Origin of the sequence: Enterococcus sp. DIV1298c, from assembly GCF_017316315.1 — a bacterium.
Classification (GTDB): domain Bacteria; phylum Bacillota; class Bacilli; order Lactobacillales; family Enterococcaceae; genus Enterococcus_B; species Enterococcus_B mangumiae.
Map to the genome: position 1 here is coordinate 17,809 of NZ_JAFLWG010000042.1, position 18,401 is coordinate 36,209.

At 40.3% G+C, this 18,401-nt stretch carries 15 protein-coding genes; 2 read left to right on the forward strand and 13 right to left on the reverse strand.

Annotated elements, in window-relative coordinates; genetic code table 11:
• Positions 1 to 81 precede the first annotated feature (81 nt).
• Positions 82 to 693 carry a hypothetical protein gene (locus tag JZO83_RS10185; RefSeq protein ID WP_207115671.1) on the forward strand — a complete coding sequence of 204 codons (612 nt, stop codon included), beginning with the start codon at positions 82 to 84 and terminating at the stop codon, positions 691 to 693.
• A 44-nt stretch (positions 694 to 737) separates the two neighbouring features.
• On the opposite strand, the gene JZO83_RS10190 is transcribed toward JZO83_RS10185, so the two are convergent.
• The 7 genes from JZO83_RS10190 to JZO83_RS10220 form a co-directional block, all read right to left on the reverse strand.
• Positions 738 to 1,586 (reverse strand): DUF1803 domain-containing protein, encoded by an 849-nt coding sequence (locus JZO83_RS10190; RefSeq protein ID WP_207115672.1) that lies wholly within the window; start codon positions 1,584 to 1,586, stop codon positions 738 to 740.
• Positions 1,587 to 1,677: 91 nt separating this feature from the next.
• The gene (locus JZO83_RS10195) at positions 1,678 to 2,604 is read right to left on the reverse strand and encodes a manganese-dependent inorganic pyrophosphatase (protein ID WP_207115673.1); all 927 of its coding nucleotides are present in this window, start codon (positions 2,602 to 2,604) and stop codon (positions 1,678 to 1,680) included.
• An 84-nt stretch (positions 2,605 to 2,688) separates the two neighbouring features.
• Positions 2,689 to 3,450: a pyruvate formate-lyase-activating protein gene (gene pflA, locus JZO83_RS10200; protein WP_206857444.1), complete on the reverse strand. Its 762-nt coding sequence runs from the start codon at positions 3,448 to 3,450 to the stop codon at positions 2,689 to 2,691.
• Between the two features lie 136 nt (positions 3,451 to 3,586).
• A complete protein-coding gene (gene pflB, locus JZO83_RS10205) occupies positions 3,587 to 5,818 on the reverse strand; it encodes a formate C-acetyltransferase (RefSeq protein WP_206857446.1) in 2,232 nt (743 codons plus the stop codon).
• Between the two features lie 273 nt (positions 5,819 to 6,091).
• On the reverse strand, positions 6,092 to 8,542 hold the full coding sequence (parC, locus tag JZO83_RS10210) for a DNA topoisomerase IV subunit A (protein ID WP_207115674.1): 2,451 nt from the start codon (positions 8,540 to 8,542) through the stop codon (positions 6,092 to 6,094).
• 11 nt (positions 8,543 to 8,553) lie between these two features.
• Positions 8,554 to 10,599 (reverse strand): DNA topoisomerase IV subunit B, encoded by a 2,046-nt coding sequence (parE, locus tag JZO83_RS10215; protein WP_206857451.1) that lies wholly within the window; start codon positions 10,597 to 10,599, stop codon positions 8,554 to 8,556.
• A gap of 280 nt (positions 10,600 to 10,879) precedes the next feature.
• Positions 10,880 to 11,305 carry a CoA-binding protein gene (locus tag JZO83_RS10220; protein WP_207115675.1) on the reverse strand — a complete coding sequence of 142 codons (426 nt, stop codon included), beginning with the start codon at positions 11,303 to 11,305 and terminating at the stop codon, positions 10,880 to 10,882.
• Between the two features lie 97 nt (positions 11,306 to 11,402).
• Here JZO83_RS10220 and plsY point away from each other — a divergent pair, with 97 nt between their 5' ends.
• A complete protein-coding gene (gene plsY / locus JZO83_RS10225) occupies positions 11,403 to 12,038 on the forward strand; it encodes a glycerol-3-phosphate 1-O-acyltransferase PlsY (protein WP_206857453.1) in 636 nt (211 codons plus the stop codon).
• A gap of 124 nt (positions 12,039 to 12,162) precedes the next feature.
• Here plsY and JZO83_RS10230 read toward each other — a convergent pair whose 3' ends face one another.
• The 6 genes from JZO83_RS10230 to trmFO form a co-directional block, all read right to left on the reverse strand.
• Positions 12,163 to 13,038, reverse strand: coding sequence for an aldose 1-epimerase family protein (locus JZO83_RS10230; RefSeq protein WP_206857454.1), 876 nt, complete (start codon positions 13,036 to 13,038; stop codon positions 12,163 to 12,165).
• A gap of 66 nt (positions 13,039 to 13,104) precedes the next feature.
• Positions 13,105 to 13,896, reverse strand: a complete 792-nt coding sequence (gene codY, locus JZO83_RS10235; protein ID WP_206857456.1) for a GTP-sensing pleiotropic transcriptional regulator CodY — start codon at positions 13,894 to 13,896, stop codon at positions 13,105 to 13,107.
• 15 nt (positions 13,897 to 13,911) lie between these two features.
• Complete coding sequence (gene hslU / locus JZO83_RS10240; protein WP_206857458.1) at positions 13,912 to 15,309, reverse strand: ATP-dependent protease ATPase subunit HslU; 1,398 nt, start codon at positions 15,307 to 15,309, stop codon at positions 13,912 to 13,914.
• Between the two features lie 11 nt (positions 15,310 to 15,320).
• On the reverse strand, positions 15,321 to 15,869 hold the full coding sequence (gene hslV, locus JZO83_RS10245; RefSeq protein WP_206857465.1) for an HslU--HslV peptidase proteolytic subunit: 549 nt from the start codon (positions 15,867 to 15,869) through the stop codon (positions 15,321 to 15,323).
• A gap of 24 nt (positions 15,870 to 15,893) precedes the next feature.
• A complete protein-coding gene (gene xerC / locus JZO83_RS10250; RefSeq protein WP_206857475.1) occupies positions 15,894 to 16,832 on the reverse strand; it encodes a tyrosine recombinase XerC in 939 nt (312 codons plus the stop codon).
• A 235-nt stretch (positions 16,833 to 17,067) separates the two neighbouring features.
• The gene (gene trmFO, locus JZO83_RS10255; RefSeq protein ID WP_207115676.1) at positions 17,068 to 18,393 is read right to left on the reverse strand and encodes an FADH(2)-oxidizing methylenetetrahydrofolate--tRNA-(uracil(54)-C(5))-methyltransferase TrmFO; all 1,326 of its coding nucleotides are present in this window, start codon (positions 18,391 to 18,393) and stop codon (positions 17,068 to 17,070) included.
• Positions 18,394 to 18,401: the final 8 nt, after the last annotated feature.

Genomic DNA, 18,401 nt, shown 5'->3' on the forward strand with positions numbered 1-18,401 from the left:
TATTTGTTTTATTAAAAAATGTCGACAATTCCTCATCATTTTGTTATTATAATGTATATCATTAAATTTATGGGAGTCCTTATGCAAATACAACAAAAAACAACGACCTATTTACATTGGGGATCTGTTTTTGCCTTTTTGAGTGCCTTGCTTTTTTTCTTTTACGCTTACTTCAAGACATCCAGCATACCTTGCAACTCATTTGGCTGGTTACTACTAGACCATTCTGAGCTTAACCAATCGAGCGACAATCCAACATTCTTGATTTTGTCTACCTTATGTGGTCTCATTTTCTCGTTATGCTTCACGGCCTACTTTGCAAAGAAAAAAATGAATACATTTAATGAAGTGAACATCATTTTCGTCATACTGAAATCACTGAATCTCTTAACAGCTATGTTGTATACGTTCAATCAAGATTCACTATTTTTCTTCATCATCAATGGTTTAGTGGTGATTTTGACGATATTCACTTTCTTTATTTTTTCATTGATCACTAAGCAATTAAGGATGCCGATGCTTATCCAAATGAGTACTTTTTTCTGTTTTTGCTATAGTATCGTCGCATTGTTCATCTTGTCATTTGCACCATCGATCAATTCTGCAAATATTCAAATCACTAGTAATATACTAGATATCTTGTTTATCGGTAATTTAGCTTATATGATGTGGCACTTTCGAAAAACAGCATGACTAAAAAATCACTGTTCATCCAAATAGGGAGAACAGTGATTTTTTTAAATCATTTTTTTGATGTAAGAATAAGATTTTACCTCTAGCTCCTTCATCAGCGCAACCAACGCTTGTTCTTTGATAAAGGCACGTTCCACACTCGTTTGAGCCAATGGTCGCTCTTCCAACAATGAATCTTTCTTATTCTCGACTACAGGCAGCAGTAAGTGATACTGCTCATTGTGGGACAAGACATTTGCTAATAATAACGCATCTAAAAAAATCGACTCACGGCGTTTTTTGTATTTGTTTTCACAAATCCGTTCGATGATCACTTCAACTTGATCAAAAAAATATGCTTCGTTCACATCGCCGATCAACTGCCCCAACGCCTGGAACTCTTCAGGTAATGTCGTCTGCTGTTTTTGAAGATGGAAATAAGTTGGCAAAGAAACTTCGTTCTCTTGTTGGAGCGTTACAAATCGGTAATTTTCATTGCCTGCTTCTAATCGTTCGATCGTTGGAACTGAAAAGGCGGTCGCATAAAAATAATCTGTTTCAGTCTCACGACAGAAATGCCAGATCTCTTCTGCCAAAAAGAGCGCTCTTTGACTTTCTGGCTGCTTCAGCAATTCTTGCATCAATTCTTGGGTTAACTGAGCGATTTCCTCTCGAAAATCTTTTTGATCATACACTGGAAAGGCACAGCGATAACGCCGGTTCTCTCGAATGATCAAGCCGTTGTCGATCATTTGGTCAAGAAAATGTTCCATTTTTTTCTGGGGAAATTCTTTTTTTAGTTGTCGCAAGATGATATCTTGTGTGCCTTGACTGATCAGATAGTCGATCATTGGTTGAAATAATGGCTGTGCGATCAGTTTCCGCCGATCATCTTGAGAATGAAAATATTGCATCGATTTACCTGCTTTCTATGTGGACGTTTAAATAAAAAAGTGAGAGGTTCCAGTCAACTGGTCACACTCCCACTTCTTTCAATCTCGTCGCTTAATTGAAAACTTCTGTCAATTGAGGGACCACTTGTTTTTTACGTGAAACGACCCCTTGTAAAAATGCGCGATTGTTTTCTAACTTCACATTAAATGCTTGTTCAACTTCTGCTTTTCTTTCACCGGCAATCAATAATTCTGAATTGCTGTTCAAGATGTCCGTTACTACAAGGACGAAAAGATCATAACCGTTTTTAGCAATCTCAGCGTTCATCGCTGCTTCAAGCTCTGCTTGACGGTCCATCACTTCGTTTAAATCAACTGTATTAACTTGAGCGATGCGCACGCTTGAGCTCGCCATTGGAAAACTTTTTGCATCTAGGTCAAGTAATACTTCGGCTGCTTTATCGCTAAGGTTTGTCCCTGCTTTTAGCATCTCCAAGCCGTATGCTTCTAAATCCACACCCGAGATCTCAACTAGTTCTTTTGCAGCCAATTGATCTTCTTCTGTTGATGTTGGTGATTTGAACAATAAAGTATCTGAGATGATTGCAGATAACATGATTCCAGCGATTTCTTTAGGGATCTCAATTTGGTTTTCTTTGAATAGTTTTAAAACAATAGTACTTGTGCAACCAACTGGTTCAGCACGATAGTACAATGGATTTGCTGTTTCAAAGTTTGCGATACGATGGTGGTCCACTACTGCTAAGATCGTTGCTTCCGCAATGTCAGCTACGCTTTGTTGGAATTCATTATGATCCACTAGCATCACATCTGCTTGTTCTTCTTTGATTGATGAGATCACACGTGGTGCATCTAATTTGAAGTAATCTAGTGCAAATTGTGTTTCTTCACTTGGTGTGCCTAAAGCAACAGGCTCCGCATTTACTCCTAATTGATTTTGCAAATATGAAAATGCAATCGCTGCTCCAATTGCATCTGTATCAGGATTTTGATGACCAAAAACTAAAACTTTTGACATTTGACTCGCTCCTTTTTCTTTTCTCCTATTCAATAATAGCAAAAAAACGGAAAGAAGCAATACTTATCTTCCTTCCGTTAACGTCTATCTAGTTAAATATTTTGTGTAATCTTCTATATGAAGAAGACGTTTCGCATTTTCAACTCGCTCTTTTGTCGGTGGTTCGATCCCTTCAAGTGGATACGCCAGACCAAGGGTCTCCCATTTGTATCTACCCATTGTATGATAAGGAAGGATCTCCACTCGATCGACATTCTCAAGTGTTTTGATGAACGCATCTAGGCGAATCAAATATTCATCATAGTCACTACGTTCAGGGACTAAGACATGACGGATCCAGACTGGTTTTTTGATATCTGAAAGATACTGAGCCATTTCCAGAATATTTTCATTGCCCCAGTGAGTCAATTTCTTGTGTGCTTCATTATCAATATGTTTGATGTCAAATAACAGTAAGTCCGTATAGTTCATCAACTCTTCAAAACGAGAAAAGAAAGGCTCATCATACGAAAATGGTTTCCCACACGTATCGATCGTTGTATGGATGCCACGTTCTTGCGCTTTTTGGAATAATTCGATCAGGAAATCGATCTGCAATAAAGGTTCACCACCACTGATCGTGATCCCTCCTTGCTTACCCCAATAAGAACGATAGCGCTCTGCTTGATCTAAAATCGCCTCTGCGGTATATTCTTTTCCTCCACCGATATTCCAAGTGTCTGGATTATGGCAAAATTCACAACGCATCCGACAACCTTGCATGAAGACGACAAAGCGAACGCCTGGTCCATCTACAGACCCAAATGTTTCAATCGAATGGACATAGCCTATTGTTTGTTCTTCCATCTTAATCACTTCTTTTCTTTAATTTCTTTCGTCTCGAGCCACGGACAATGTTTTTCAATCACAACCTCTTTGTAAAAAAGGAAGACAAAAGCTCATGCGGAACTTTTGTCTTTCCTTTTACACTACGTTGGTTGTCTTACATTCTGTCGTGTGACGTTCTCATCAATACATCTAATTGTTGTTCTCTTGTCAAGTCACGGAATTTAACGGCATATCCAGAAACACGGATCGTTAAGTTTGGATATTTCATTGGGTTTTCCATTGCATCACGTAACAAGTCGTTACTGAATACGTTCACGTTCAAGTGGTATGCGCCTCTTGAGAAGTAACCATCTAATACGTTACGTAAGTTGTCGATTCTTGTTTCTTCGTCTTTCCCTAACCCAGAAGGATTGATCGTTTGTGTGTTAGAGATTCCATCTCTAGCATGTGCATAATTGAATTTCGCTGTTGAATTCAAGCTTGCAAGCAAACCATTTTGTTCTGCTTGGTAACTTGGGTTTGCACCAGGTGCCAACGGTTTACCAGCTTCACGTCCATCTGGTGTATTACCTGTATTTTTTCCGTAAACAACGTTTGACGTGATCGTCAATAATGAAGTTGTCGGAGTTGAATTACGGTAAGTTTTGTGACGTTTGATTTGGCCCATGAAGTATTCTAATACCCATTCAGCGATTTCATCTGCACGGTCATCGTCATTTCCATATTTAGGGAAGTCGCCAGTCACTTCAAAGTCAACTGTGATCCCTTGTTCATTACGGATTGGTTTTACTTGTGCATATTTGATTGCAGACAAGCTATCTGCTGCGTGAGAGATCCCTGCAATACCTGTCGCAAATGTACGTTTCAAGTCAGTATCCATTACAGCTAATTGTGCAGCTTCATAAGAATATTTGTCGTGCATATAGTGGATGATGTTTAGCGTATTTACATAAAGCTCAGCTAACCAATCCATGATATTCATGAAGTTGTGTTTCACTTCTTCAAAGTCTAATGTGTCGCTTGTGATTGGACGATATTCAGGACCTACTTGCGCTCCTGTCATCTCATCAACACCACCGTTGATCGCGTATAACAATGCTTTCGCTAAGTTTGCGCGTGCTCCGAAGAATTGCATATCTTTACCAACAACAGTTCCAGATACACAACATGCGATCGCACAGTCATCTGAACCCCATTGTTCGCGAAGTAAGTTATCATTTTCAAATTGGATCGAAGAACTTTCGATCGCAATTTTACTTGCATACGTTCTGAATCCTTCAGGTAAGTTTTCTGAATATAAAACAGTCAAGTTTGGTTCTGGTGAAGGTCCCATGTTTGTTAATGTATGCAACATACGGAAATCATTTTTCGTTACTAATGAACGTCCGTCTAAGCCCATACCAGCAATTGATAATGTCGCCCAGATCGGGAAACCAGAGAACAATTGATTGTATTCAGGCGTACGTGCAAATTTCACCATACGTAATTTCATCACAAGATGGTCGATCAATTCTTGTGCTTCTCTTTCAGTGATCACGCCGTTATCTAAGTCGCGTTGGATATAGATATCTAAGAAAGCAGAGATACGTCCGATAGACATTGCTGCTCCGTTTTGAGATTTGATTGCTGCTAGGTAACCAAAGTATAACCATTGAACAGCTTCTTTCGCATTTGCAGCTGGTTTTGAAATATCATAGCCATATTTTGCAGCCATTTCTTTCATTTGAGCCAATGCACGATATTGTTCTGAGATTTCTTCACGAAGACGGATCACTTCTTCGCTCATTGTATGGTAGCCAGTATTGTCATGGTCTTTTTTCTTTTGAGCCATTAAATAATCGATTCCGTACAATGCGATACGACGATAGTCACCGATGATTCGGCCACGTCCGTATGCGTCAGGGAGTCCAGTGATGATCTTGTTTTTACGTGCAGCACGCATTTCTGCTGTATAAGCATCGAACACACCTTGGTTATGTGTTTTTCTCCAGTCTGTGAAAATATGTGTCAACTCTTCTTTTGGCTCATAGCCATTACTTGTCAACGCATGGTTTGCCATGTTGATACCACCAAATGGCATGAAGGCTTGTTTTAATGGTGTTTCTGTTTGTAGACCTACGACTTGTTCTAAGTCTTTGTCTAAGTAGCCAGCTTCGTGAGAAGTGATCGTTGACACGACATCTGTATCCATATCGTAAACACCGTTGCGTTCAAATTGGATATCATTCAATTTTTGTAATTTTTCCCACAAGTTGTCAGTTGCTTCAGTTGGTTTTTCTAAAAAGCTATCATCACCGCGGTATTCTGTATAGTTGTTTTGGATAAAATCGCGTGTATCCACGCCTTCTTTCCACTTCGTTCCTTTAAATCCATTCCATTGTTCCATCGTATGGACCTCCCGTTTCTGTTTTATGTAACAGTTTTTACGTGATAAGTATAACACATGTTGCTCCCAATGCAAGGGTTTTCTTGTTTTTTTAGTAACAAATAAAGTGTATATAAAATAATATTAGTTATTAAAGTTGTTAAATCAACATTTACAGCTTGTGAATCTATTCATATTTTGTTTGTGCAAGTATTAATTTTCTTTTAATATAAAAAGAATAGCCCGAAACTGTAATAATACAGTTTTGGGCTATTCCATAAAAAACTATAACAGTTAATCCTCAATCTCGATCATTGGTGAATCGATGACCATCTGCACTTCTCCACCTTTTTTCTCGTCGATGACAAAAGAGCCATTAGATGTACGGTCTCCGATCGGATAGTCCGTCGGATCGATCGTAGTTTCTTGTCCTTTTTGATTGATCATAGTGATCGTTTTCGCGTGTCCTTCAGACATATAAACGACTCGATGTGGTTGTTTCTTCAGTTCTCGTAAAACAGCTACGCCTCGTTTGGCACGAGAAGTCTGACTGATTTCTTGTGCAAGCATGCGTTTCACAGCACCTCGCTGACTAATGATGACGATTGGCGTATCGCCTTCTGCCAAGACGAGTAAGCCATTGACGACATAATCTTCTTCTTTCAAGTTGATCGATTTGACACCTGCGGCTTTTGTGCCAACAACAGGTACTTCCGTCAATGGGTAACGTAGGCCCATGCCTTGATGTGTAACTAAGAAAACATCCCGATCTGTCTGTTCTTTTTCAAGATAGACAGCTACTAATTCATCTTCCCCAGCTTTTAACTTCATCCCACTCAACGGACGGCTCTTATACGTACGCCATGGTTCAAAATCGGTCATCCGTGTCTGTTTGATCAAGCCATTTTTACTGATGAATACAAATGTTTTTTCAGAATCGATCTTCTGATATGGGAAGACCGCTAAAATCGATTCATCGACCGCAAGATTCAAAATCGTTTGAGAGATATGCTCCCCAGCATCTTTCCATTTCAAATCTGGCAGTTCATGGACGGGACGATAGATCACATTGGCTTTATTCGTGACTAACAAAACGTGATCCAAGGTGTTCAGTTCACCTGCATATAGCAGATAGTCTCCTTCACGCATTCCGATTTCTTCTGGTTTTGAGGCACTGTAAGAACGGAGACTCGTCCGTTTCACATACCCTTCACGCGTCACACTGACGATGACATCTTCTTGCGCAACCAGTACTTGTGTGTCGATCTTGATTTCTTCGATTTCCTCTTCGATCATCGTCAAACGAGAGGAAGCGTATTTCTTCTTGACTTCACGAAGTTCTTTTTTCATGACAGAAAACAGCTCTTTATCATTTGAAAGAATTTTATTCAATTCCGTGATCAGAGCGATCAATTCTTGCGATTCACGACGCAACTCCGTGATATCTGTATTGGTTAAACGGTAAAGTTGTAATGTAACGATGGCTTCCGCTTGTTCTTCTGTAAACTGGAACATTTGGACCAAATTAAGTTTTGCGTCTTTTTTATCTTTACTTTCACGGATCGTTGCGATCACTTCATCTAAAATCGATAAAGCTTTCATCAGACCTTCGACGATATGTTGTCTTTTTTGAGCTTTTTCTAGGTCAAATTGACTACGCTTAGTGATCACTTGTTTACGATGCTCGATGTAACTACTTAAAATATCTTTCAAGCCGACTTGATGAGGCGTCATGTGATCGATTGCGACCATATTGAAGTTATAGTTGATCTGCAATTCGGTATTCTTGAATAAATAGTTCAAGATCCCTTGGGCATTTGCGTCTTTTTTCAATTCAACAACGATCTGTAGACCCGTACGATCACTTTCGTCACGAACTTCTGCGATCCCATCGATTTTTTTATTCAAGCGGATCTCATCCATTTTTTTGACAAGTGTTGCCTTGTTCACTTCATAAGGGATCTCAGTGATCACGATCTGTTGTTTGTTTCCTTTGATTGATTCGATCGAGGTCTTTGAGCGTAAGATGACTTTTCCACGACCGGTTTCATAAGCTTTCTTGATTTCATCTTTTCCTTGCAAAATACCTCCTGTTGGAAAATCAGGACCAGGAATGAATTCCATCAATTTGTCTAAGCTTGCTTGTGGATGGTCGATCATATAGACCGTCCCATCGATGACTTCAGCAAGGTTATGTGTTGGGATCTCAGTCGCATATCCCGCAGAAATCCCCGTTGAGCCATTGACTAACAGGTTGGGATATCTTGCTGGTAATACGGTCGGTTCTTTTTCAGTATCATCAAAGTTCCAAACAAGATCGACCGTATTCTTTTCGATATCAGCGAGCATCTCACCACTGAGCTGTGATAAACGTGCTTCTGTATAACGCATGGCCGCTGGTGGATCACCATCCATACTTCCGTTGTTGCCGTGCATCTCCACAAGTACTTCTCGCAGCTTCCAATCTTGACTCATACGGACCATTGCATCATAGATACTACTATCTCCATGAGGGTGGTAGTTACCCATGATATTCCCAACAGATTTCGCTGATTTACGGAATCCTTTGTCAAACGTATTGCCGTCCTTGTTCATCGCAAATAAAATACGGCGTTGAACAGGCTTCAAGCCATCTCGGATATCGGGCAACGCACGTTCTTGGATGATATATTTCGAGTAACGTCCGAAGCGGTCACCCATCACTTCTTCTAACGTTAACTCTTGGATTTCTTGACGTTCTTCCATTAGGTGACCTCCTATTCTACATCAACTGATTGTTCATTTTGGTTTTCTTCTATGCGTTCTTCATCTAGCAATTCATTAGAGACTGAAGAGGAAGTATCCGTTTCTTCTTTTTTGTCTAAAATGCTGCGTTCTTCTTCTAAGCTGAATTGCACATGGTTTTCGATCCATTTACGACGTGGTTCGACTTTATCGCCCATCAGCGTTGTTACTCGTCGCTCTGCTTGTGCGGCATCGTCGATCCTAACACGGATCAATGTCCGAGTCGCTGGGTCCATTGTTGTTTCCCATAATTGTTCGGCATTCATTTCACCAAGACCTTTATACCGTTGCAACATGTATCCTTTACCGATATTTTTGATCACTGCCGCTAATTCATCATCCGTCCAAGCATATTCAATCACTTGTTTTTTCCCTTGGCCTTTTGACACTTTATACAAAGGAGGTAATGCAATGTAAACTTTGCCTGCTTCGATCAAAGGTTTCATATAGCGATAGAAAAATGTCAGCAATAAGACTTGGATATGGGCACCATCGGTATCCGCATCGGTCATGATGATGATTTTGTCATAGTTGCAATCTTCAATCGAAAATTCAGGGCCAACGCCCGCACCGATCGTATAGATCATCGTATTGATTTCTTCATTTTTCAAAATGTCTTGCATCTTAGCTTTTTCGGTATTGATGACTTTTCCTCGAAGTGGTAAGATCGCTTGGAATTTCCGATCTCTTCCTTGTTTGGCTGAACCACCAGCTGAATCTCCTTCGACAAGATACAATTCATTTTTCTTGGGATTTCTCGATTGTGCTGGTGTCAATTTTCCAGAAAGCAAAGATTCGCCTTTTTTCCGTTTTTTGCCGTTACGGCTTTCTTCTCTCGCCTTACGAGCCGCTTCACGTGCTTCTCTGGCTTTGATTGCCTTGCGGACCAACATCTGACTCATCTCGCTGTTTTCCTGCAAATAGAAGCCCATTTGCTCGCTCATGACATTATCAACGACGGAGCGAGCGATCGGTGTCCCCAATTTTTCTTTTGTTTGCCCTTCAAACTGAAGCAAATGTTCAGGTACACGGATCGACAAGACTGTTGCAAGACCTTCTCGGAAGTCACTACCTTCTAAGTTCTTATCTCTTTCTTTCAACAAGCCGACTTTTCGCGCATATTCATTGTATGCTTTGGTCATCGCTGTTTTCATACCGACTTCATGCGTACCGCCATCTTTCGTTCGAACGTTGTTGACAAACGATAGCACATTTTCAGAATAACCGTCGTTATATTGATAAGCCACTTCGACTTCGATGCCTTCTTTTTCGCCAGAGAAATAGACCACTGGAGTCAACGTATCTTTTTCTTCATTTAGATACGCAACAAATTCTTTGATTCCTTCTTCGTAATGAAAGACTTCTTGAACCTTTTCGTCGCCTCTTAGATCGGTTAATGTGATTTTTACACCTTTCAACAGAAACGCTGATTCTCTTAAACGTTCAGACAAGGTATCATAAGAGAATTTAGTGGTTGAGAAAATACTATCATCTGGTAAGAAATGAACAGACGTGCCATTAGCTTTTTTCGTTTTACCGATTTTTTTCAATGTTCCGTCTGGTTTTCCACCTTGCTTGAATGTTTGTTGGTATTCGATGCCATCACGAACGATCGTCACCGTTAACCATTTAGACAACGCATTGACGACACTGGCACCGACACCATGCAGCCCACCAGAAGTTTTATATCCTCCTTGGCCAAACTTACCGCCAGCATGCAATACAGTGAAGATGACTTCAACCGTTGGAATCCCTGAAGCGTGCATTCCAACTGGCATTCCACGACCACTATCTGTAACAGTCACACTGTTGTCTTCGTGGATCGTTACAGCGATTTCATTCCCGTAGCCTGATAAAGCTTCATCTACGGCATTATCAACGATTTCATAGACTAAATGATGCAAGCCTCGGCTATCAGTCGACCCGATATACATCCCTGGTCGTTTTCTTACTGCTTCTAATCCTTCAAGAACTTGGATCGAGGCATCATTGTATTCATTTTTAATTTTCTTTGCCAAGGCAAACGCTCCTTCAATAATACTTGCGGGATAACCGCACCACGCTTATCATACTAGAAAAGTCCTCAAAAAAAAAGAGGGAAGGTCAGAATTACAAGAAACAACCAACTCTCCCGCTTTTTCATCCTTTTCTATCAACTAGACCGATGGCAACGATCCTTTACTCTTTTTTAAAAATCAACAATCGGTCAACATGCGTTCTTCTCATACTTAGTTAACAGGTTTCCGAGAAGTTACTTTATTGCGTATCTGAACGTGCTCTTCTGATACTTCTCGTGTTTTATTGTTCCATCTTCGCTAGCTCGATCTTGATGCAGCGATCCATGACGATGTCATTTCTTCCAGCAGCTTGGAGCATTTCAGCAGCTTCTTCATTTGCAATACCTAGTTGCGCCCAGAAGACCTTCGCATTTGTTTTCAAGAAATCGGCTGCCACTTCCGGTAAAAACTCACTACGACGGAAAATATCCACGATATCGATCGGTTCATTGATATCCGTCAGTTGTGCAACAACAGGTTCACCAAGCACTTCTTCACCTGCTAAAACAGGATTGACCGGAATGATACGATAGCCGTGTTCTTGTAATAATTGCGCAATTTGGTAACTTGTCCGTTCAGGCTTATTACTTAAACCAACGACTGCGATCGTTTTTGCTTCTTGGAGATAACGGAAGATGGTTGCTTGTTCTGGATTTTTAAATGACATATGGATGACTCCTTTCGATCGTTCAATTTTTTCGATTGTTTGAAGCATTCTTTCATGCTAAAATATACATTAGTTTCAACTTGAAAGAGGTTAAAAAATGAAAATAATCTTATTGTTTATTGTAGCATATCTTTTGGGTTCCATTCCATCCGGAGTATGGGTTGGTAAAATCTTTTTTAAAAAAGACATCCGCGAACATGGTAGTGGGAATATGGGCACGACGAATACTTTCCGTGTTTTAGGAAAAACTGCTGGAACAGTTGTATTGTTCATGGACATTTTAAAAGGAACTTTAGCCACTGCTTTACCAGTCATTTTCCATGTTACTTCCGTCAATCCACTATGGTTTGGGGTATGCGCGATCTTAGGACATACATTTCCGATCTTCGCAAAGTTCAAAGGTGGCAAAGCGGTAGCGACAAGTGCCGGTATGTTGTTAGGCTTCAATCCACTCTTCTTTATTTACTCGTCTGCGATCTTTGTGATCAGTTTATATTGTACAAGTATGGTGAGCTTAACGAGTATGATCAGCGCGGTCTTGATCACTTTATCCACGATCTTTTTGCCGTACGTTGCGCCAGCGATCTTGCCAGAACCAAATTTACTTTTGACACTCATTGCTTGTGGTGTCTCCGCTTTTATTTTTTACCGTCATAAAGACAACATCAAACGAATCAAGAATAAAACAGAAAGCCGGATCCCATTCGGTTTGAATAGCAGTAAAAAGAAATGATCGCTTTCGATCAATGAAAAACAATGCCTTCTAACACAATTGAGCGCCAACTAGCGACTCATTTGTTCAGAAGGCATTTTTTATTGTCGAACTAACTGAAAGCGAAGGTTTGCTAGAGCTTAGATTATTTCACAGTGATCGAATATTTCGTCTTGAATAATTCGTGCGCGCCCAATTGATTGATTCCCGCTTTTTCGATCAACTGACCAGTACTGTTGACGGTGTCAGCAATCCCAAACCAAGGCTCGATACAGACAAATGGCGCTTCTTTTGGATACGGCGACCAAATGCCGACATAAGGCATATCTTTGTAGCTCAGTGTGACACTGTGACTTGATTTTTCACTACGGATACTATACGCATTCAAGCCTCTTGTTTCAAATACTAACGCATCTTGATCGAACAGATCACGCATCAACGCAAGGTTGGTATTCGTTTGTCCGATCGTTTTTTGTTCCATATCGATGAATGGTCCAGATAACGGTAAACGTAAACGTGATTTTCTAGGAGAAAAAGCCAAATAGAAATCTTCAAACGTCAACCCTTCTTCTAATGGCACATTGAATGCCGGATGACCGCCAATGGAGAAATACATCTCTTCTTCCCCAATATTTTCAACTTGGTAATGAACAGTGATCCCATCTCCGCCTAGTTCATAAACTAATACTAGTTCAAAATCAAACGGATAGTTTTCTTTTGTTTCAGGGGTACTTTTCAGTACGAACTTCGCACGTTCTTTGTCGTGTTCAGCAACTTCAAAATCCATGTCACGAGCAAAACCGTGTTGTCCCATCGAATACGTTTTTCCTTGATACGTATACTGATCGTTTTTCAAACGTCCAACGATAGGAAAAAGAACGGGGGCATGTCTTCCCCAGTACTTAGGATCGCCTTGCCATATATATTCTAGATCATGTTCTTTCGATTTCAAACTGATCAATTCTGCTCCATGTTCCGAAATCTCAGCAATCAGCTGATCATTTTGAATTATAACAGTCATCGTCATCCTCCATCTTTTCTCAGACATTTACTGCGTCAAGTAGTAAATGTCTGAGAAAGTTTCCATTTAATAACTATGCTTCGTTAGCTCGTCTTTAAACCGAGCATTCAATACTTTTAAATACGTCCCTTTCATGCCTAGTGAACGAGATTCAATGATACCAGCTGATTCAAGTTTACGTAAGGCATTCACGATCACCGAGCGAGTGATGCCGATCTTATCTGCAATATTTGAGGCAGTCAAACGTCCTTCGTTGCCTTCTAAAGCATCAAAAATGGCTTGTACTGCTTTCAATTCGCTGTATGATAACGTATTGATCGCCATTTGGACAGCAGTCGTACTACGGACATCTGCTTCGATATCTCGTGATTTTTGATAAAGGATCTGCATCCCTACTACCGTTGCGCCATATTCTGCTAACACAAGGTCTTCATCGGTAAATGCTTGCTCCATTCTTGCTAAAATAATGGTTCCCAATCGTTCACCGGCACCAAAGATCGGCACAACTGTCGTTAAGCCAAAAGGATATTTTTCACGGCTTTCAAAAGGAAATGCCGTCATATCACTTGTAATTGGGATATTTGCTTCTGTTTTTGTGATCAAATCGACCGTTTCCGTGTACGCATCAGGAAATTGTTTTTGTACAAACATTGTCTTCACACGATCATTATTCACATCGTGTCGTTCATTGTAACCAAGTAGAACCCCTTCACTGCCAATGATATACGTATTGCTATCTAAAACAGCACCTAAAGTGACCGCCATTTTATCGTAAGGTAAATCCGCCTGCATATCAAACGTATTTTTTTGTTGCAATAATTTGTTTATCTTTCGAGTGTTCGTCAACAAATCCGTCATTTTTTTCCTCCGATTTTATAATATATAGCGACTCAAGTCTTCATTCGCCGCAATTGATCCTAATTTATCATCGACATAGGCTTCTGTAATGGTGATTTCTCCCATTTGCATTTCTGGTGCTTCAAACAACAAGTCTTCCAACAATTTCTCTAAAATCGTGTGCAAACGACGTGCGCCGATATTGTCTGTATCACGGTTCACATCATAAGCGATCTGAGCAATGCGTTCGATGGCTTCTTTCGTGAACGTAACAGTTACATTTTCGGTACCGATCAACGCAATATATTGTTTGACTAATGCATTGTTTGGTTCAGTCAAGATCTTGACAAAATCCTCAGCTGTTAAATCATCTAACTCAACACGGATCGGGAATCGACCTTGTAATTCAGGAATCAAGTCACTTGGTTTTGACAAGTGGAACGCTCCTGAAGCGATAAACAGAATATGGTCTGTTTGTAATGCGCCGTATTTCGTATTGACTTGTGATCCTTCTACGATCGGCAAGATATCTCTTTGCACACCTTCTCTTGATACTTCCCCAGATTGTTGGGATTTAGAGGTGATCTTATCGATTTCATCAATGAAGATGATTCCGCTTGATTCAGCCAATTTGATTGCTTCGCTGTGGATATCCGCATCATTGACTAATTTGGCAGACTCTTCTTTGATCAATAACTCCAATGCTTCTTTGACTGTCACTGTACGTTCGATTTTTTTCTTAGGTGTCAAAGCACCTAGTGTTTCGTTCAAATCGATCCCCATTTGTTCCAGTCCATTGTTCATCATTGGTGCAGGTTTCTTTTGATCTTGTACTTCGATCGTCACTTCTCGGTTGTCAAGCAAGCCTTTTTGCAATTGCTCTAACACTGTGCGACGATTCACTCGAATCTCTTCGGTCACTTCTTCTTGCGTTTCTGCCGGTTGTTGCGAAGCGTTGAACATATTCATCATTTGTTCAAATTGGTTGTTTGATTGTTTTTGCTCTTTTTTGATGCCAGGTACAAGAATTTTCACTAATTGTTTTTCCGCATTTTTCTTCGCTTGCGGGCGAACGCGGCTATATTGACTTTTTTCAACGATTTGGATCGCATTTTCGACAAGGTCACGAACCATTGACTCAACGTCACGTCCTACATATCCAACTTCCGTAAACTTCGTTGCTTCAACTTTGACAAAAGGCGCATTGACGATCTTCGCCAAACGACGCGCGATCTCTGTTTTACCAACCCCAGTTGGTCCGATCATCAACATGTTTTTTGGTGTGATGTCTTGTTGCATTTTTTCGTCTAATTGCAGACGGCGATAACGATTTCTAAGGGCAACTGCCACTGATTTTTTTGCTGCTTGTTGGCCAATGATATATTGATCTAACTCACTGACGATTTGTTTTGGTGTTTGTTTTAATTCATACATATCCTTCACCTCTATAATTCTTCCACAATAATGTTGTGATTTGTAAAGACACAGATATCTGCGGCAATATTCAGCGCATTTTCAGCAATTTCTTTTGCGCTCATGTCATTTTGAGCATAGTTCTTCATTGCTCGTGCGGCAGCTAAAGCAAAGTTTCCACCAGAACCGATGGCTAAGATGCCATCATCCGGTGTGATGACTTCACCTGTACCTGAAACAAGCAACATTTCTTTATCGTTCATCACGATCAGCATCGCTTCTAATTTTTGCATCGATTGTTGTGTGCGCCATTCTTGGGCTAATTCAACGGCTGCTCTTTGCAGATTTCCGTTATATTCATTGAGTTTACCTTCAAATTTTTCTTCTAAAGTAAATGCGTCGGCAACACTTCCAGCAAAGCCGACAACTACTTCTCCATTGTAGATACGGCGTACTTTTCTAGCACTGCCTTTCATGACGACTGATTCGCCCATTGTGACTTGGCCATCGCCAGCCATCGCGAATTTACCGTTTTTTTCAACTGCACAAATGGTTGTTGAATGAAACTGTGATTCTACCATAGTTGTTTCCTCCTAAAAATGTGGTCACGCTCGTGGATGGAACGAGCGATAATTTTTTTGTAAACTTTCTTTTGTGACATGCGCATAGATTTGGGTCGTTGATAAATTTGCGTGACCTAAAAGTTCTTGCACCGTACGCATATCCGCACCGTTGTTTAATAAGTGTGTCGCAAAAGTATGACGTAGCATGTGAGGATGGATATCGCTATCCAAACTACTTTTTTTGATGATTTGGTTTAATACATATTCAATACCAGTAGGTGTGATCGGTTCTCCATGATGATTTACAAAGACATGGTCATGTGACTTATGGTATTTCGTCATTAAGAAGCTGCGTCCCTTGGCAAAATACTCTTGCAAAGCATCTTGCGCAAATGAACCCAACGGCGCATAACGTTCTTTATTTCCTTTTCCATGGATCAACATCACCTCTGTCCCAAAGTCGATGGCAGACATCGTCAATTGGCTACATTCACTCAGACGGATACCTGATCCGTAGAGAACTTCAAGTAACGCTCGATCTCTAAGTGCTAGAGGACTATCCCCAGTGACACTTTCAAATAAACTTTGCATCTCATTCTCATAAAAAAAACGCGGTAGTTTGACATTTTTTTTCTTTAAGTGAACATACGAAAATGGGTTTTCTGCAATTTTTTCTTCACGCAGAAGGTATTGATAAAAGGAACGTAAACTTGCGATTTTTCGACTGACTGAATTTCGACTGTATGATTTATCTGACAGATAGCTCAAATACACTCTCACGTCCAAATAGCTTACTTTCAGCAGATCAGATTCGCCCGATTCCGCTAAGAATCGCTGAAAATCGTTGATATCTTCTTCATAGGCTGATTTTGTTTTTTCTGAATAACCACGCTCAATAATTAAATAACGCAAAAAATCTTCTTGCAAAGTTGATTTCATTCTTTTTACACCTACCTTTTGATCCCAAAATAAATTTAGCATAGCCCTAGAGAAAAAACAAACAAATTGTCAGAATTTAATCAATATTTCTAAGTTTGTTCACAATTTAGCCAATTTACTTGACAAATAAGGGCTGAGGAAACTAAAAACCGCATTAAAAAACCTTAGTTATCTTAAAGAGTGACTCAATTCAAGAGGACTGCCGAGAAATAAGCCGAAGCACTCATAAATGGTGAACACCATTCAGAGAAACTTCGACTTATTACATAACATCCGTTTAACGAGAAGCAAATTCCTCATTCAATAATTCTTGCTTCACTTTTTCATTGGCTGCTAAGGCACGTTCGGCAATTGCTTCGTAACGAGACTTCTTATCACGGATACGTTCAGGCAATTCTGGGAACAATCCATAGTTTGCATTCATTGGTTGGAAATGTTTGCCTTCTGCATGGGTAATGTAGTACGCCATACTTCCCATCGCTGTTTCCTGCGGTAAAACGACAGGTTCCAGTCCTTTGGCTAGACGAGCAGCATTGATTCCTGCAAGTAAGCCACTTGCCGCACTTTCAACATAACCTTCTACACCGGTCATTTGTCCTGCGAAAAACAGATCCTCACGCTTTGTTGATTGGTAGGTCGGTTTCAATAGCTCTGGTGAGTTCATGAAACTATTTCGGTGCATTACACCGTAGCGTACGAACTCTGCATTCTCTAAACCTGGGATCATACGGAATACACGCTTTTGTTCGCCCCATTTCAAATGGGTTTGGAAACCTACGATATTGTAAAGAGAAGCGGCCGCATTGTCTTGTCTTAGCTGGATGACTGCGTAAGGTCTTTTGCCTGTTTTTGGATCTTCCAAGCCAACTGGTTTCATTGGACCAAACAACATTGTCTTAAAGCCGCGTTGCGCCATTACTTCGATTGGCATACAGCCTTCAAAATATTTTTCTTTTTCGAAGGATTTCAATTCTGCGACTTCAGCATTCACTAACGCGTCATGGAAAGCTTTGAATTCTTCTTCTGTCATTGGACAGTTCAAGTAAGCAGCTTTCCCTTTGTCATAACGTGATTTTAAATATACTTTGTCCATGTCGATCGTTGCTTTATCGACGATCGGTGCAGCAGCATCATAGAAATAAAAACCGTCTGAGCCATTAAATGCTTTGATGCTTTCTGCTAAAGGATGAGAAGTCAAAGGTCCTGTAGCAACTACTGTGATCCCCTCTGGAATCTCAGTGATCTCTTCATTCACTACTGTGACTAAAGGATGCTCTTTGACCTTACGAGTGATCGTTTCAGAAAATGAATCACGGTCAACCGCTAACGCACCACCCGCAGGAACTGCTGTTTCATCGGCTGAATGGATGATCACTGAATCTAAGCGACGCATTTCTTCTTTTAATAAGCCAACTGCGTTCGCCAGACTATTCCCTCTCAAAGAATTTGAACAGACCAATTCAGCAAAATTATCTGTATGATGGGCTTCTGTCTTTTTCACTGGTCTCATTTCATATAACTTCACAGGTACACCTGCTTGAGCGATTTGCCATGCTGCTTCGCTTCCTGCTAGGCCTGCACCTACAACATTCACGTTTTCCAACTAAAAAC

What these genes read in the sequence shown, in the direction of transcription:
- hslV (WP_206857465.1), bottom strand. Translation starts at nt 15,869, where the DNA reads ATGGTAGAATCACAGTTTCATTCAACAACCATTTGTGCAGTTGAAAAA.
- JZO83_RS10185 (WP_207115671.1), top strand. Translation starts at nt 82, where the DNA reads ATGCAAATACAACAAAAAACAACGACCTATTTACATTGGGGATCTGTT.
- hslU (WP_206857458.1), bottom strand. Translation starts at nt 15,309, where the DNA reads ATGTATGAATTAAAACAAACACCAAAACAAATCGTCAGTGAGTTAGAT.
- plsY (WP_206857453.1), top strand. Translation starts at nt 11,403, where the DNA reads ATGAAAATAATCTTATTGTTTATTGTAGCATATCTTTTGGGTTCCATT.
- parC (WP_207115674.1), bottom strand. Translation starts at nt 8,542, where the DNA reads ATGGAAGAACGTCAAGAAATCCAAGAGTTAACGTTAGAAGAAGTGATG.
- JZO83_RS10190 (WP_207115672.1), bottom strand. Translation starts at nt 1,586, where the DNA reads ATGCAATATTTTCATTCTCAAGATGATCGGCGGAAACTGATCGCACAG.
- codY (WP_206857456.1), bottom strand. Translation starts at nt 13,896, where the DNA reads ATGACGGATTTGTTGACGAACACTCGAAAGATAAACAAATTATTGCAA.
- JZO83_RS10195 (WP_207115673.1), bottom strand. Translation starts at nt 2,604, where the DNA reads ATGTCAAAAGTTTTAGTTTTTGGTCATCAAAATCCTGATACAGATGCA.
- JZO83_RS10230 (WP_206857454.1), bottom strand. Translation starts at nt 13,038, where the DNA reads ATGACTGTTATAATTCAAAATGATCAGCTGATTGCTGAGATTTCGGAA.
- JZO83_RS10220 (WP_207115675.1), bottom strand. Translation starts at nt 11,305, where the DNA reads ATGTCATTTAAAAATCCAGAACAAGCAACCATCTTCCGTTATCTCCAA.
- xerC (WP_206857475.1), bottom strand. Translation starts at nt 16,832, where the DNA reads ATGCTAAATTTATTTTGGGATCAAAAGGTAGGTGTAAAAAGAATGAAA.
- pflA (WP_206857444.1), bottom strand. Translation starts at nt 3,450, where the DNA reads ATGGAAGAACAAACAATAGGCTATGTCCATTCGATTGAAACATTTGGG.
- pflB (WP_206857446.1), bottom strand. Translation starts at nt 5,818, where the DNA reads ATGGAACAATGGAATGGATTTAAAGGAACGAAGTGGAAAGAAGGCGTG.